16 protein-coding genes are annotated in these 14,931 nt (G+C 47.7%); 12 read left to right on the top strand and 4 right to left on the bottom strand.

What is annotated here, in order from left to right:
• Window positions 1-10: 10 nt before the first annotated feature.
• From flgN to flgA, 3 genes are all read right to left on the bottom strand, one after another.
• Entirely contained in the window at window positions 11-448 is a 438-nt protein-coding gene (gene flgN, locus MHO32_RS09185) for a flagellar export chaperone FlgN (RefSeq protein WP_005445383.1), read from the bottom strand.
• Between the two features lie 22 nt (window positions 449-470).
• Window positions 471-752 (bottom strand): flagellar biosynthesis anti-sigma factor FlgM, encoded by a 282-nt coding sequence (gene flgM, locus MHO32_RS09180; protein WP_239211335.1) that lies wholly within the window; start codon window positions 750-752, stop codon window positions 471-473.
• Window positions 753-890: 138 nt separating this feature from the next.
• On the bottom strand, window positions 891-1,688 hold the full coding sequence (gene flgA, locus MHO32_RS09175) for a flagellar basal body P-ring formation chaperone FlgA (protein WP_239211332.1): 798 nt from the start codon (window positions 1,686-1,688) through the stop codon (window positions 891-893).
• Window positions 1,689-1,766: 78 nt separating this feature from the next.
• Between flgA and flgB the strand changes: the two genes are divergently transcribed.
• From flgB to MHO32_RS09115, 12 genes are read left to right on the top strand one after another with little or no spacing between them, the layout of a single operon-like run.
• Window positions 1,767-2,129, top strand: a complete 363-nt coding sequence (flgB, locus tag MHO32_RS09170) for a flagellar basal body rod protein FlgB (protein WP_005445380.1) — start codon at window positions 1,767-1,769, stop codon at window positions 2,127-2,129.
• Window positions 2,130-2,131: 2 nt separating this feature from the next.
• Window positions 2,132-2,566, top strand: coding sequence for a flagellar basal body rod protein FlgC (gene flgC / locus MHO32_RS09165; RefSeq protein ID WP_005445378.1), 435 nt, complete (start codon window positions 2,132-2,134; stop codon window positions 2,564-2,566).
• A complete protein-coding gene (gene flgD / locus MHO32_RS09160; protein ID WP_005445377.1) occupies window positions 2,566-3,249 on the top strand; it encodes a flagellar hook assembly protein FlgD in 684 nt (227 codons plus the stop codon). The genes flgC and flgD overlap by 1 nt, the downstream gene beginning before the upstream one ends.
• 26 nt (window positions 3,250-3,275) lie before the next feature.
• A complete protein-coding gene (flgE, locus tag MHO32_RS09155; RefSeq protein WP_005445376.1) occupies window positions 3,276-4,475 on the top strand; it encodes a flagellar hook protein FlgE in 1,200 nt (399 codons plus the stop codon).
• A 12-nt stretch (window positions 4,476-4,487) separates the two neighbouring features.
• The gene (gene flgF / locus MHO32_RS09150; protein WP_029789141.1) at window positions 4,488-5,219 is read left to right on the top strand and encodes a flagellar basal-body rod protein FlgF; all 732 of its coding nucleotides are present in this window, start codon (window positions 4,488-4,490) and stop codon (window positions 5,217-5,219) included.
• Window positions 5,220-5,279: 60 nt separating this feature from the next.
• Window positions 5,280-6,065: a flagellar basal-body rod protein FlgG gene (gene flgG, locus MHO32_RS09145; RefSeq protein ID WP_005445374.1), complete on the top strand. Its 786-nt coding sequence runs from the start codon at window positions 5,280-5,282 to the stop codon at window positions 6,063-6,065.
• A 32-nt stretch (window positions 6,066-6,097) separates the two neighbouring features.
• A complete protein-coding gene (flgH, locus tag MHO32_RS09140; RefSeq protein WP_009696916.1) occupies window positions 6,098-6,769 on the top strand; it encodes a flagellar basal body L-ring protein FlgH in 672 nt (223 codons plus the stop codon).
• Window positions 6,769-7,890 carry a flagellar basal body P-ring protein FlgI gene (locus tag MHO32_RS09135; protein WP_005445371.1) on the top strand — a complete coding sequence of 374 codons (1,122 nt, stop codon included), beginning with the start codon at window positions 6,769-6,771 and terminating at the stop codon, window positions 7,888-7,890. Before flgH ends, MHO32_RS09135 begins: the two co-directional genes overlap by 1 nt.
• Before the next feature lie 10 nt (window positions 7,891-7,900).
• Complete coding sequence (locus MHO32_RS09130) at window positions 7,901-8,449, top strand: rod-binding protein (protein ID WP_005445370.1); 549 nt, start codon at window positions 7,901-7,903, stop codon at window positions 8,447-8,449.
• Window positions 8,450-9,823: a flagellar hook-associated protein FlgK gene (gene flgK, locus MHO32_RS09125; protein ID WP_239211330.1), complete on the top strand. Its 1,374-nt coding sequence runs from the start codon at window positions 8,450-8,452 to the stop codon at window positions 9,821-9,823. It begins immediately after the preceding gene.
• Window positions 9,824-9,835: 12 nt separating this feature from the next.
• On the top strand, window positions 9,836-10,735 hold the full coding sequence (flgL, locus tag MHO32_RS09120) for a flagellar hook-associated protein FlgL (RefSeq protein WP_005445368.1): 900 nt from the start codon (window positions 9,836-9,838) through the stop codon (window positions 10,733-10,735).
• An 11-nt stretch (window positions 10,736-10,746) separates the two neighbouring features.
• Window positions 10,747-11,787, top strand: coding sequence for a hypothetical protein (locus tag MHO32_RS09115; RefSeq protein ID WP_005445367.1), 1,041 nt, complete (start codon window positions 10,747-10,749; stop codon window positions 11,785-11,787).
• Between the two features lie 250 nt (window positions 11,788-12,037).
• Here the strand turns inward: MHO32_RS09115 and MHO32_RS09110 are convergent, their stop codons facing one another.
• Window positions 12,038-14,755 carry a DUF2339 domain-containing protein gene (locus tag MHO32_RS09110; protein ID WP_239211328.1) on the bottom strand — a complete coding sequence of 906 codons (2,718 nt, stop codon included), beginning with the start codon at window positions 14,753-14,755 and terminating at the stop codon, window positions 12,038-12,040.
• Between the last annotated feature and the right edge of the window lie 176 nt (window positions 14,756-14,931).

The raw sequence follows: 14,931 nt of genomic DNA, 5'->3' as shown, positions 1-14,931 counted from the left end.
CGAGAATTGTTTAGAACGAACGCTCTTCATAAGTGTGTTGCACAGGTTGCTTGAGTTGACTGACCAACTCTTGGAACGCCGCAGAGCTTTGACCGTTGCTCTGATTGTCCGTTTGGCATTGTTTTACCAAGGTTTCCAACAGCGCCCATTGTTTTCTTGCTTGCGTGCCAATTTTGGCAGGCAGAGCATTGAAAATTCGATTCACACTGGTTTCGTTGCAAGGGAGTCCAAGCGAGCGCATCAACTGACTTCTTTCACTCGCCGAGCGACTAAGTCGATTCAAAATTGGCGTTTGCTTTTGAATGTTCTCGCTAAGCGATTCCCCATCAAACTTCAAGTACAGCGTTTTTTGTTGCTGAATAAGCTCTAGCAATTGCTGGTAGAGTTTAATGTCTTCCGCTAGGGAACGAACAAATTGTTGAATGTGCTGCGATGCGGCCGTTGCCATGCATGACTCCTAGTGCGCTGCGTTACTCGTGACCAGTGTGGAACTGCATTACTGCTTTGGATAGTGCTTTGGTATCCAGATTCAGTTCACCACGTGCTAATGCGTTGCGGATCTCTTCAACCTTTGCCATATCTACGTCTGGCAGTGATTTCATTTCTGCTTGAGCGCGATCGATGGCGGCAGTGTTAGCTTGGAATGCTGACTCGCTAGTTTTGCTCTGTGCGATGGTTTCGACAGGCTTCTTGCTTGCTTGCTGGAATTTCGTTTGTGGGACATGACCGCCCGCGACTTTGTCGATTTTCATGCTGTTGTCCTCAATCATCATGTTCTAAATCGAATAGGCGACTAGGGTGTGATGAACATTAAATATTTATTTTTTGTACTCGAAGTTCACCTGTGCTGACGAGTGTAAAAATCAAAAAATGATAACCTGAGTCCAAAATCAGAACTGAGTATGTACTTGATTTAACCCTGTCACGACTGCTCGTATCACTTTGCCAGAGCTGATGTTTTCTACATCGATCTGCTGACCTTTCTTTCCCTGTTCTAGGGCGACGCCTTTGGTACTGGCGCTAAATCCATCTTTGCTCGCAACAATAATCACCTCGTTGCCTTTCTCAACCAGAGCAGGGGAGCTTAGGTTTGAAGGATCAATAATTTGTCCGGCGCGAATACGGCGAGAGGTCTCCAATCCTACCGCTTGGCTCACTTGTGTGTAGAAGTCGTCTTGGCGCGAAATCGTGCGCGTTTCAGATTTTAAATGAGTCGCGGAGATCGTTTCGTTACGCCCAATTGTGCTGGTCGCAACGAGGACAGGGAGTGTCACTGCAGATTTGATTGTAACGTTGATTCGCCAAGGAGAGGTGATGTCCTCACAACTGACCGCGCGCTTCAAATTGCCAACAGGCAGTGAGCGATTATCTCGTCCTGCGATGACCAAAGGCGACGTACAGGCGGGCAAGTGATTGGCAGAGCCCGGAACCCAAATACGATATTCGAGCTGATAGGTTCCCCAATGGTGTGAACGCGCGATTTGTGCGACTTCTTGCTCAAATTGTTTACTGACGGTGACTTTTAGTTCGTTCGCCGTGAGGGTTTTCTCTGCGGCAGCGGCACTTATCGAACTGGCACTCAAAACCAAACCACAAAGCAGCATAATTTGGGGAAATCGACCTTTCCCCTTGTTTTGAGTGGTTTCCGTAAACCGGAAGCGAGGCTTCCTTCCTTGTTTATAATTCATTGATTTTTATAAGTAATTTTTATGGCACGCATCTTGTTTCATTCTTGGCGTATTCGAGCCGACTTGAAGGAAAGATGCATGGCGATCACATTCGAAAATGCGTTAGGTGTACATCCAGAGGCACTTAATTTTCGCGTTCAGCGTACCAAAGTCCTCGCCAGTAACCTAGCAAATGTTGATACCCCAGGGTACTTGGCAAAGGACCTGAGCTTCACCACCGTGATGAACAATATGTCGACGGGAAGTGTGAGCAAATCAGTGCCGAAGTTTCAGGTAGAGGCGCAATATTCAGTGCCTTACCAAAACAGCAAAGACGGCAACACCGTGGAACTTGGTGTTGAACAAGCCAAATTCACACAAAACAACATGGACTTTCAAACCAGCCTGACGTTTCTCAACATGAAATTCAGTGGCTTGGCGAAAGCGATTGAGGGACGTTAAACATGTCATTTACTGATATCTATTCGATCACTGGCTCAGCGATGACGGCGCAAACCGTTCGTCTGAACACGGTAGCCAGTAACCTTGCAAACGCCGATGCGGTGTCTGCCAACCCAGATGATGCCTACAAGGCACTTAAACCTGTGTTTGCAACTGTGTATCAAAAAACGCAAATGGCAACAGAGAACAGTGCTTATCCAAATGCAGAAGTTCGCATTGTGGATGTTGTGAAAAATGCAGGGCAGGCAGAGAAGCGCTTCGAACCTAATAACCCATTGGCAAACGATGAAGGTTACGTGTACTACCCGGATATTGATGTGGTGTCAGAAATGGCAGACATGATGTCAGCGACACGCAGCTTCGAGACCAATGTCGAGGTATTGGCGAATGTGAAAAGCATGCAGCAAGGTCTGCTTCGATTAGGGCAGGGTAGCTAATGAGTATTGCACAATACACCCCACTGTCTTCCGATAAGCCGGTAACAACCAAGTCTGGCAGTGACGCAAGTGTCTCTGCTAACCCATCAGATATGAACAGTGCCAGCTCACTGCAAAATGAGTTTATCTCGTTGATGGTTGCACAAATTCAAAACCAAGACCCACTAAACCCGTTAGACGGAACCGAGTACGTTGGTCAACTTGCGCAGTTTTCTCAGGTGCAGAGTACCGAAAATATGTCGAAGTTAATGCAAAACAGCATGGTGTTACTCGACAACATGCAAGTGCTTTCGACCGCTGGTTTGGTTGGTCAAACCGTGTACGTTTCATCGAATGAGTTTGAACTCGGTGAAGGCGCGCAAAACGGCAAGATAGAACTAGAACATGGTTCTAACCAAGTAACGCTAGTGGTGAAAGACCAGTTTGGTCAATCAACGAAAGTGCCTCTTGGCGCGCACGCTGCTGGTGATTTGGAATTCTCCATTAATCCTGAAGAGCTCGGTTTGAAACCGGGTAAGTACACCGTTGCGGTGGAAGTTCAAGATGGGCAGAAAAGCCCTAAAGTTTTGCTGGCAGGCACGGTTGAGCAGGTTCGTATTCCAAGCTCAGGTGGCTCAGCACTGGTCAATGTTCAAGGCGTTGGCAACGTTCCTTTCTATCAAATTACTCAGTTTGGTGCTTAACCAAATAAGGAAATCAGAGGTTATTTATGAGTTTTAACATCGCACTTAGTGGTCTGGACGCGACCAATACAGAATTGAACACCATCAGTCATAACATTGCTAACGCTTCGACGTATGGTTTCAAAGGCGGTCGTACTGAATTCGCGGCGGTTTACAACGGCATGCAGCCAGGCGGCGTAGAAGTGGCGTCAATCTCTCAGAACTTCGAAAAAAACGGTTCTGTAACGGGTACTGGCAGAGCAATGGACCTAGCAATTAACGGCAACGGTTTCTTTGTGACCAAAGACTCTATGGGTCAAATGCTCTACACCCGTGCTGGTGTATTTAGCACAGATAAGAACAATTTCGTTACCGCGAACAACGGAACCAAACTACAAGGCTACAGCGTTGACAACAATAATAACCTGCAAACAGGTTCAGTCGGCGATATCAAGGTATCCACTTCTTCTCTGAGTGCTAAAGCAACAAGCAGCTTAGAATTTGTTGCTAACTTCGATGCAAGTGCGACCAAGATTGATCAAGCGGTTTATCCATTTAATTCTTCGGACCCTAAATCATTCAACTCTTCTTACACCACCAAGGTTTTCGACTCGCTAGGCAATTCCCATACGGTGACTCAGTACTTCACTAAAACGTCAGATAACGAATGGCAAGTGAATGTAGAAGTGGATGGTGCGCCTACGACTCCTGCAACAGCTCAAACCGTTCAATTCAATACCGATGGTACGCTGGCTTCTCCTGCTGGCGCATTTAATGTGGCATTCCCAGCCGCGGGTGCAAACGCAATGAGCGTTGATATTAGCCTTTCAGGTAGTACTCAGTTTGGTGCTGCATTTGGCGTGAGCACCAATAATCCCAATGGTTACACATCGGGTGAACTTGCTGGCGTTAGAGTGGAAGACAACGGCATGGTTTACGCGACGTACACCAATGGTCAATCTCAACTTCAAGGTCAAGTAGTGCTTGCGGACTTTGCTAACACGCAAGGTCTATCGAAAGTGAGCGGTACCGCTTGGACACAAAGCTTTAGCTCTGGTGCGCCGATCATGGGCGTTCCGGGTACAGGTACACTGGGTGACCTTACTCCGGGTGCATTGGAAGGTTCTAACGTTGACTTAACCAGTGAGCTTGTCGCGCTAATGACGGCGCAGCGTAACTACCAAGCGAACGCCAAAACCATCTCAACCAACGACAAGCTAACTCAAGCTCTGTTCAACGCAGTGTAATGGGAGTATTGCATGGATAGCTTGTTATTTACTGCAACGTCTGGTGCGAGCCGAGTTCTTAAGGCTCAGCACGTTCGTTCTAACAACTTATCGAACGCCGATACTGCTGGTTTCCGTGCGGATATGGAACGTGTACGAAGCGTTGAATTGCAAGGTGCGGGCTTTGATGGTCGCACCATGGTGGTGACGAACTCTGCATCGACGCGTTTTGATTCTGGCGACATCATGAAAACGGGACGCCCCTTAGACGTTGCGATCATGGGTGAAGGCTACCTAACAGTAGAAACACCGGCTGGAAATGAGGCTTACACGCGTGCGGGTAACATCAAAATCGATACGTTTGGTGCCATGAGTATCAATGGATTTCCCGTTGTAGGTGAAAACGGACCAATGATCGTGCCTGATTTTCAAAAGATTGAGATCAGTGAGCGCGGTCGCGTGTCTGTGATCCCACCGGGCGGTGGTGCAGAAGTTGAAGTTGGCACTTTAAAAATGGTGAAACCTGCCATTAACCAACTTCAGAAAGAAAGCGACAGCTTACTGCACAGTGTTGATGGTGTGCCTTTTGTCGCTGATGAAACGGTGCAATTGGCACCAGAGCATATCGAAGGTAGTAACGTTTCAGCCATCGATGAACTACTCAGCGTGATGTCACTGACGCGCAACTTCGAGATGCAAGTTCGCATGATGAAAACCGCAGAAACCTTGGCGCAAGCCGGAAACAAATTGATGGCAGCGAGATAACACTTTTTGCTCAACGTAAATCGTGCTTCTAGATAATTCCTGCCACAAAGGAGATAACCAATGCATTCAGCATTATGGGTAAGTAAAACGGGCATGGCAGCTCAAGATACAAAAATGACTGCCATCTCGAACAACCTAGCAAACGTCAACACGGTCGGCTTTAAGCGTGACCGAGTAGTGTTTGAAGACCTGTTCTACAGCATTCAGCGTCAGCCAGGCGCGCAAGTTGACCAAGTTAACGAGCTACCAACCGGTGTTCAGTTGGGTTCTGGTGTTCGTGTTGTGGGGACGCAAAAAGTCTTCACACAAGGTAACACGCAAAATACGACTGGTGAGTTTGACTTGGCGGTAATGGGGCAGGGCTTTTTCCAAATCGAAAACTCTGATGGTCAGATCATGTACACCCGAAATGGTCAGTTCCATATCAACTCAGAAGGTTTGATGGTGAACAGTCAAGGTCTACCACTAGAACCTCAAATTCAGATCCCAGATAACGCCATTTCATTCTCTGTTGGTGTGGATGGCACGGTAACAACTACGTCAGCAGATGACCCGACGCCGCAGCAACTAGGGCAAATCACTCTGGCTAAGTTCATTAACCCTGCGGGCTTAGAAGCAGTGGGTGGCAACTTGTTCCGTGAAACAGCAGCAAGCGGACCAGCTGACGAGTTAATCGCAGGTGAAGATGGCGCGGGCAGCATTAAGCAAGGGGCTTTAGAAGGTTCTAACGTGCAAGTTGTTGAAGAGATGGTCGACATGATCACAACTCAGCGCGCATACGAAATGAACGCAAAAGTCGTTTCTGCAGCGGATGACATGCTGAAGTTTGTCGCACAGGCAATGTAGGTAAGAAATTGGTGATGATGAAGGAAAAAGCAATGAAATGGCTTTCGAAAAGTTGGGCAGTTGCCGTCGTGTTGCTGGTGGGATGTGCTGGGCGTCAGGAGTTTATTCCGCCTGAACCAAATGCAGAGGAATACGCGCCGCCGGTGTTGGATTACACCTTGCCAGAAGCAAACTCAGGTAGCCTTTATCGTCACCAATACACCATGACGTTATTCCAAGACCGACGTGCCTACCGTGTTGGTGATGTCTTGACGGTGCAGCTATCGGAAGAGACGGAATCCAGCAAAAAAGCAGGCACTAAGTTTGGTAAAAGCTCAACTGTAAATTTTGTTGCGCCAACCATTGGCACTAAAACCATCGATGAATTGGGTGTAAGCGTGGACGGTAGCCGTAATTTTGATGGCAGCGCTTCGAGTTCACAGGGCAACAAATTACAGGGTGCAATCACGGTTACTGTGCATGAAGTGCTACCAAATGGTGTGCTTCGTATTAGCGGTGAAAAGTGGTTGCGACTTAACCAAGGCGATGAATTTATTCGCCTAACAGGCATCGTGCGTGTTGATGATATCAACCGTAGCAACCAAGTTTCTTCTCAGCGTATTGCAGATGCTCGTATCACCTATGCAGGTCGCGGCGCATTAGCTGACAGCAACGCAGCTGGGTGGCTGACGCAGTTCTTCAACAGCCCATGGGTACCATTCTAATGAAGCCAATTAACGCATTCTTTTCTTCTTTCCTATTGGCATTGACCTTGGGACTTCCTGCCACTTCGCAAGCTGAAGTGGAAATTCCGATCATGGACTTGGTGGATGTTCAGGGCATCCGAGAAAACCAATTGGTCGGCTACGGTTTGGTAGTGGGCTTGGCAGGTCAAGGTGATCGGAACCAAGTTAAATTCACTGCTCAATCGATTACCAACATGTTACGCCAATTTGGTGTACAAATTGATGACAGCATGAACCCGAAACTACGTAACGTGGCATCGGTGAGTGTTACTGCATCGGTAGACCCAATGGCGGGACCGGGTCAAACACTTGACGTCGTAGTCTCTTCTATTGGTGACGCGAAAAGCTTACGTGGCGGTACGCTGTTACTTACACCACTGCGCGGTATTGATGGTGAAGTTTATGCCATCGCTCAAGGTAGTGTGGTAGTTGGCGGCTTATCGGCTGAAGGCAAAAGCGGCTCCAAGGTAGAAGTGAACACACCAACTGCAGGTCGTGTTCCAAACGGTGCAACGTTGGAGCGAGAAATCGAAACAGACTTTAACCAGCGTGGTGAAATTACGTTAAACCTTCGTAAACCAAGTTTCACTACCGCAAAAAACATCGCCCGCGAAATCAACAACACCTTTGGTCCAAATGTAGCGAAAGCAATCAACAAAGCACGCGTTGAAATGCGAGCACCAATGGATACCCAGCAGCGTGTAACCATGATGTCGATGCTAGAAGAGATGAGCGTGGAAGAAGGTCGTAAACCGGCTCGAATTGTTTTCAACTCTCGTACTGGCACCGTTGTCATCGGTAAAAATGTCAAAGTGGGCGAAGCGGCAGTTAGCCACGGTAACTTGACTGTCCGTATATCGGAATCGCAGCAAGTTAGCCAGCCGAACGCCTTTGCTGGTGGTGATACAAAAGTCATAGATCAAACGCAAATTAACGTTGATGAAGAGCTTGCGCAAATGGTGATATGGCCGCCGGGAACGGAGCTGAACACCATCGTCAATGCAGTGAATAGCTTAGGTGCAACACCGACGGATCTGATGTCGATTCTGCAAGCACTCAGTGAAGCGGGTGCGTTGAATGCCGAGCTTGTCGTGATTTAAGGAGTTTGAGATGAAATTAGATACCAGTAACGATCAAGCCAAACTGAGCTCCATGTTGTATCACGACAATAGTGCGCTAGCGAACATCAAGAGAAGCCGTGATCAAGAAGGTGCCTTGGAAGTGGTTGCAGGTCAGTTTGAAGCCATGTTTCTGCAAATGGTGCTTCGTCAAATGCGCAGCAGTAGTGACGTGTTGGCTGACAAAGACAGTCCATTTGCTAGCCAACAACAAGGTGTGTTTCGCGATATGTATGACGGTCAACTGGCAATGGAGCTTGCTAAAAAGCAAAATGCGGGCATTGCCAATATGCTGGTTCAACAGCTAAGCCCATCAATGCGTGAGGTAGCATTCGACCAATCACGCAGTATCTCTTCGGCGAATGATGGAAAAGTGACCTCGCTTGAACGCAAGTCACAACTTGAAAGTGATGATATCGCCACAGTCACTGATGCAGTTAATTCCGTGCAGCAAGTGGTCGCCTCTGTTAAACAAGTGCTCGGTGAAGCCGGTATGACGACCGCGTTTACTCAGCCGCTGATCAGAAAAATGGAGCTGTAAATGAACCTTGTTAATATCGGCCTTTCAGGCTTGAACGCAAACCAAGTCGCACTTGAAGTGACGGCGCAAAACGTGGCAAACATCAATACGCCAGGATACAGCCGTCAACAAGCGCTTATGGCATCTGTAGGGGATGGCAAGTACAACAAGCTCAGTCCGGGCATTGGTGTTGAAGTCACAAGTATTCGCCGCGTAACAGACCAGTTTTTGGTCAAACAGACTTGGTCGACAAACAGCCTAGCGTCATACTCAAGTGGTTACACTACCGCAATGAGCCAGCTTGAAAGTACGCTTGGCGCTGATGGTTTTAGTATTTCTGCGGGCTTGGATTCGCTTAACGCAGCTTTGAATGATGCCACAGTAAAACCAGAATCAATTCCATACCGTCAGCAAATTATCAACGAATCAGAAGCGTTAGCGCGTCGCTTCAATACGTTAACCGAGTCGCTTCATAATCAGCATAAAGACATGAGTGAGCAACGTAATGCGGCGTTAAATCATGCCAATAGCTTGATGACGAACATCGCTCACATAAACAAGCAGATTGTCGAAATGCAGGGAACGGGCGGTAACCCAGCTCAGCTAATGGATACTCGTGATGTTTTGATTGGTGAGCTCTCTCAGATCGTTGAAATCAAGACAACGGATCAAGCTGATGGAAGCATGCAGGTGACACTCGCTTCAGGTCAGCCTTTGGTGATGGGGACTGATTACGGTCAGCTAACGTCGAAGCCAAATCCTTCCGATCCTTATCTTGCTGATTTAAATGTTGAGTTTGCTTCTCAAAGTTTTGGTCTCGATCAATCTGTCGGCGGCAAATTGGGAGCGATTAACGACTATCAAACAGAAATCCTAATGCCAAACCAAGTGGCACTAGACGATATGGCGAAGGCGATGGCAGACGAGTACAACGCGGTACTTGCGACGGGTAAAGACCTTAACGGTAACCCGGGCAAACCTTTGTTCAGTTACGACCCTGCAAACCCTTCATCTAGCTTAAAAATTACGGGAATCAGCGCAGAGGAATTGGCATTCTCAAGTGATGGTGCGCCAGGTAATGCCGACGTACTGAATAACTTGATTAAGTTGAGCAACAAACCGGTCGCCATTACAGGTTTTGGTTCTTTGAGCTTGAACGATGCATTTACCGCAATGGTTGGTGAAACGGCGATTAAAGCGCGCCAAGCTGCGGCAGATTATGAAGCAAAAACCGCAATGAACAAGCAAGCTCACGCGGCACGCGATAATGTTAGTGCGGTTAACAGTAATGAAGAAGCGGCGAACTTGATGACGTTTGCTAACGCACACAATGCCAATATGAAAGTCATTAGCACAGCTAACCAACTTTTCGATGCTGTATTGCAGCTTTTCTAAAGGGAACTCGATATGCGAATCAGTGACACTCAATTTAGCCAGATGATGCTGCAAAGTCTGCAAACCAACAACGCAGGCTTGGGGAATGTGCTACAACAAATGTCGACAGGTAATCGACTGACCAAGCTTTCAGACGATCCAATGGCGTCCATTAAGCTACTTAACCTTGAGCGTGAAAACAGCGCAATCGGTCAGTACCAAAGCAATATTGCCAATCTGAAAACGACGCTTTCTGCGCAAGAAACACATTTGGATTCTGTGAATGAAAGCTTGAAAAGCGTTCGCGACTTGGTGCTTTGGGGGGCAAATGGCTCGTTAACCGATGATGACCGCAGCGGCATGGTTACCGAACTAAAAAGCTACCGAGATGCCATACAGTCGTCCTTTAATGCACAAGACGAAGAAGGTCATTACTTGTTTTCAGGCACTCAAACCGACAAACCAGCGGTGAGTAACGGGGGCGGTGTTTACCAAGTAGACGGCAACAGCGATAAGCGTGTTGTGACGGTTGCTAAAGGCGTCACCATGGAATCCAACATGACCGCTAAAGACATTTTAGAGCTTGGCAGTGGCGACAATGTGCTGAACCAACTTGATGCTTTAATTGCAGAATTTGAGAAGCCGAGTCCGAATTTTCGAGCTGAAGTGGACGCTAGCCTTGCTGCCATTGATGATACCTCTGCAAACGTATTAGGTGCTATCACAGAGATTGGTGGACGCCACAACAACCTAGATCTGATGGATGGAGCTCACGGCGAAAACAAGCTGTTTGTTGATAAAGTGACGAACGATTTGTCTGCGCTCGATTACGGTGAAGCATCAGTACGTTTGAGCAACTACATGGCAGCGTTACAAGCAACGCAAGCTAGCTACGTTAAGATCAACGATCTCAACCTGTTTGATCGTATTTAAGGAAGTTTTATATGGTGATGAGCACAGTAGAGGTAAGACCCCACAGTATACGCTTAGGTGGGCAAGAACAAGCCTCTATCATGCCGACCCGCTCAGCGGATACGAGCAGTGCGATTAAACCGCGTCCTAGGCAAGTTCAGGCTGACACTGCGTCAGCCTATTCTGTTTCCGGTATTCAGCTTACTCAAGGTCAGCAACAAGCAACTGCTGTGCAGATCGCATCAAAATCGCTGCAAGTGATTGGTAGAGAGCTGACTCAAATTAAGCGAGGTTTGACTCAAGCCGTTAGCCAAGGAACACAGAACGTCCCTGGTTTGCAAGACAGTTTAGTTCGCTCCAAAACGTCCATTCAGCAAGTGGTTGATCAGGCGCGTTTTGATGGACAAAAGGTGATTGATAACGAACTGCACCTAAAACTGGATAAAGCCGATATTCGCCGCTTCTCTATCCCGGGTTTGAACGTACATCGTTTGAGTGAAAAAGCAGAGCAAATTCGCTTGGATTTTCCGCAGGGTCAATCGGTGATGATCCAGTTTGACGGTCAGGCGGATGGTGCGCGTACGGTGAAAATGCTCGATCGCAGTTTGATTGCGATGGGAATGCGCGCATCACTGGCGGAAGACGGCACTATTTTATTTGAAGCGCGCGATACTGCTTATCAGCAAATGCAGCAAAAGGTATTGGTGACGGGTGAAGGGCATCGATTCCCAGCGGGGCACGCTAATGTTCTGAACCTAAAATCGGAACCTGACGGTATTGCAGAGTTAAGCTTTGACCTAGGTTCTCGCGATGGCATCAAACAAACTATTGCCAAGGTGAATCAGCATTTAAGACAAGTGCAAACCAGCTTGGAAGAAGCCAAAGCTTTTCACGGTGAGTTGAGTGCTCAGATGCGTTCGGTGCAAAGTAAATCTAACCAGATGAGTGCCGAGGATGTGAATTCGAAACTCGATGGATTTATGGCAACGTCAGATCAATTTACCTCAACGTTCCAAGCGCTTAATGCACAAGCGAATGTGCGTCGCCATACGGTTGTGGCGCTCCTGAAATAACCTTTCAAGAACACTCCAAGATTCCCTTCTCGATTCTATATGTGGTTTCAAAAACCAGAAAAGAGTTGGGAATCGCCTTTCTAGTTCGCTATTAAAAGAGAGATTCCTGACACTTAATTCCTCAACTCTGAAAAGACGATCATTAGGCGCGTATTCCGCTTTAGAATTCGTCAACGGCTCAATACTCTTCTGGGTCATTCCCGAGAGCGACGAAGGAGCGACGTCGGGAATCTCTTTCTTAGTTCAAACTCTATTCTGCTTGCTCAACAGGTCCTGCAACCGAACGATGGAGTTTTTGGAACAACCACCCAAGTCCAATCAGTGACGCCCCTAACCCCAAGAAGCTAACCGCTCGCCAGAAGCCATCTAGTGAGCTTACATCCCACAAGAACACCTTAAGCGCGACGCACGCCAACACTGCCAAACCAATGCGTTGAATCGTCATCGCTTTACGTGTTGCGCCTACCCAAGTGAGTAAGCCGCCGACAATCAAACCAGCAATCGAGTAGGTAAACAGCTCTGCCATACCCGTTGGTTGAGCTAGCGTCATCGAGATAGGCTGCCAGAATTGGCGAATCGACATACCTAGCCAAGCTGCCGTTAAGATAATACCAAAGCTAGTAACAATAGGACGTGGGATTTGCAATGTGTCCCAGTGTTTGTAAGTAGTTACTAGCAAAATAATTGCAGGCAGTAGCCAGCCGAGTGATAGCATGTTAAACACAGGCATGGACTCAGCGGAAACATTATTGACCATCAACGGTGATTCAAGGCTATTGAGTAGCAACACCAACACAACAAAGACGCCCCAAAGTAGGTAGCTGTAAGCTTGATAAACACGTTCTAATTGTTGCGCGAACTTGCTGCGATAGCTGTAAACCAATCCCATCACTAATGCTTGGTTGGCAAACACAATGGCAGAAGTGAAATCGACGTAGCCAAGGTAGCCGTATTGCCCCGTCAGCCAGTAGTTGGTCTGAGTGAACACTGCCATCAAGAACACGTGTAAAAATGCACCTTCAAACCAATTGGCGAGTTCTGTATCTGAGTGATGTAATACAGTACGAGCGTAAGCAAGAATCGCCAAAGACGGCAAGTAACTGATCAATACCCAAGCCCAGTGCCCAGCATTAACGGGTTGCCACTCTGGAATGAATGGTAGCAAAGTCAGACGCATGACCAAGATCCCCATGGTAACTTTCACTGCCCAACTTGCAGGGCGGAACAGGTTGGCTTGAGTCTGTAATGCCATTACTGCCACTTGAATCGAAATGGCAGTCGTAAGCCATGTGTCATTGAGCCAAACAAAAGCCGTTCCTGCAATGATGGCATGCATGATAGCTGAACACTCCAGCGCCAGAGCTTTGAATTTCTGTCCGAGTAAGGCGTAATAAACCGCAATCACTGCGGTGAAGAGTGTCCAAGCAAAAACATGACGACTCATAAACTCGTACGCGTAGAGCAGGGTAATCAATGTCATTGCTGGGGCAAGAACAAGGAAGAGGGTACCCGTCAGCCGTGAGTGATCACCTGCTAGTGTTTGGAATAATGTTCGCAGTGCAATCAACGCAATACTGACACCGAGCGCAACCAATACTGGTGTTTGCCCCTCTGCCATATAGATAGACTCAAGCGCGATAGAAAGCAGCATGATTGCGGTAGAAGCCACCAAAATTGATGGTAAAAAGATTCTTAACGACCAAGCCTTTCGAACGGCTGGTAGCCAAATCATGGCAATAAAGAACACATAGAAGTAAACCATCTCTGCGGTATCAACGCTAGACATGCGAGCCAATGCCGACAGCATTAACAACGTGATAGCCGGAGCAATACCTGTTGGCGGATGTGTCCACTTACCTTGGCAATGACGGTAACGCGGTTTGAGCATCCAGCCCATTCTTGGTACGACAAACAACAGGTACAAACTGAGTGAAAGGAAGAGCGTAAGCCAAGAGAATAGTTGTTCTATTGGTATGCTTTCGATCAACAGAAGCATCCACAAAACATGCGGCACGGTCATTGATGGTGAAATCCAAGCGTGTCGGATCTTTTGCATTAACAAAGTCGCTGCAACTGAAATCGCAGTGATATAGCCCGCGAGCAAGTAATAGTTGGGCTCTGCGCCGCCAATCCACAGGGGCGCGGAGTAGCCGCCGATCAAACCAAGTACAGCCATTAAAGGTCCCTGGCGCAGGGAGAGAGCTAAGCTCGAAAATGCGGCGCCCGCTAAGATCAGCAGCGATGCACTAGGCGATAATAGTTGATAGAAGACAAACGCAAAGATCACCGTGCAGTAAATCCCTGTTAACCCTGTTCCGGTAATGGCAGCAGGTACGTAAGTAAAACCTTTCGCTCGTTCTGCTCGGTCTGAGGATTTTTGCTCACGGCGATGGAACCACTCACCTGCTATCACGGTAGCAAGGGAGATTGAGAATGCGATGGTCACGCGCATGATTGGTGAGAACTCGATATGACTGCCAATCACTTGCACGAGATAACCGCCACCAATCAACATGGCGAGTGCGCCAACCCAAACCAACCAATTTTCTTGGATGTTGGTCAGCAGTTTATTGGCTTGCTTCTCAAAAACGGATTCACTGCTATGGGCTAAACCACCAATGTGCACTTCGTCGAGTGACGGGAGGCTCGGCTCAACAATCGGTTGTGGCACTTCTTTGGCTGCTAGAGACGCAGTTATTAGCTCTGGATCTGATTTAAGCTTCGGAGCATTAGGTGGTACGGGACTGTCTGGTGGTGTTGACGCATGCAGTGTTGCTGTAACCTTATGCTCAGGCTGTGGAGTCGTTGATGTATCTCCCTCAAACCAACGCGCACGCAGCTCTGTCAGTTCTTTATGAAGCAGAGATACTTCGTCTTCGAGCCTTGATATTCGACCGACTGCTTTCCATGTGATGACTATGGCACAAACCGCCAAGATGACCGCCAATGAGATTAACAACTGTTGCACTCCCTTCCTTGTTTGAGAATCCTTAACTTTGAGCAACTTAGCTAAGTTTAGTTCACTGTGTGGCAAGCTAACGGGATATATACCCAAGTGACTTCAAGATGCAGGATTCAGAGCGTTGTCATTGATTCTCTGTTTTTACCGAAAGCAAGCAAGGAAAACAACGTAGCGTAATAGCC

The organism is Vibrio sp. MMH1-50 (assembly GCF_022347645.1).
GTDB lineage: Bacteria > Pseudomonadota > Gammaproteobacteria > Enterobacterales > Vibrionaceae > Vibrio > Vibrio harveyi.
Note: the sequence above shows the minus strand (reverse complement) of the source record. Positions and strands in the feature narration are given on the sequence as shown.

Coding starts and splice junctions, on each gene's coding strand:
- flgN (WP_005445383.1), bottom strand. CDS start 448: ATGGCAACGGCCGCATCGCAGCACATTCAACAATTTGTTCGTTCCCTA.
- flgM (WP_239211335.1), bottom strand. CDS start 752: ATGAAAATCGACAAAGTCGCGGGCGGTCATGTCCCACAAACGAAATTC.
- flgA (WP_239211332.1), bottom strand. CDS start 1,688: ATGAATTATAAACAAGGAAGGAAGCCTCGCTTCCGGTTTACGGAAACC.
- flgB (WP_005445380.1), top strand. CDS start 1,767: ATGGCGATCACATTCGAAAATGCGTTAGGTGTACATCCAGAGGCACTT.
- flgC (WP_005445378.1), top strand. CDS start 2,132: ATGTCATTTACTGATATCTATTCGATCACTGGCTCAGCGATGACGGCG.
- flgD (WP_005445377.1), top strand. CDS start 2,566: ATGAGTATTGCACAATACACCCCACTGTCTTCCGATAAGCCGGTAACA.
- flgE (WP_005445376.1), top strand. CDS start 3,276: ATGAGTTTTAACATCGCACTTAGTGGTCTGGACGCGACCAATACAGAA.
- flgF (WP_029789141.1), top strand. CDS start 4,488: ATGGATAGCTTGTTATTTACTGCAACGTCTGGTGCGAGCCGAGTTCTT.
- flgG (WP_005445374.1), top strand. CDS start 5,280: ATGCATTCAGCATTATGGGTAAGTAAAACGGGCATGGCAGCTCAAGAT.
- flgH (WP_009696916.1), top strand. CDS start 6,098: ATGAAATGGCTTTCGAAAAGTTGGGCAGTTGCCGTCGTGTTGCTGGTG.
- MHO32_RS09135 (WP_005445371.1), top strand. CDS start 6,769: ATGAAGCCAATTAACGCATTCTTTTCTTCTTTCCTATTGGCATTGACC.
- MHO32_RS09130 (WP_005445370.1), top strand. CDS start 7,901: ATGAAATTAGATACCAGTAACGATCAAGCCAAACTGAGCTCCATGTTG.
- flgK (WP_239211330.1), top strand. CDS start 8,450: ATGAACCTTGTTAATATCGGCCTTTCAGGCTTGAACGCAAACCAAGTC.
- flgL (WP_005445368.1), top strand. CDS start 9,836: ATGCGAATCAGTGACACTCAATTTAGCCAGATGATGCTGCAAAGTCTG.
- MHO32_RS09115 (WP_005445367.1), top strand. CDS start 10,747: ATGGTGATGAGCACAGTAGAGGTAAGACCCCACAGTATACGCTTAGGT.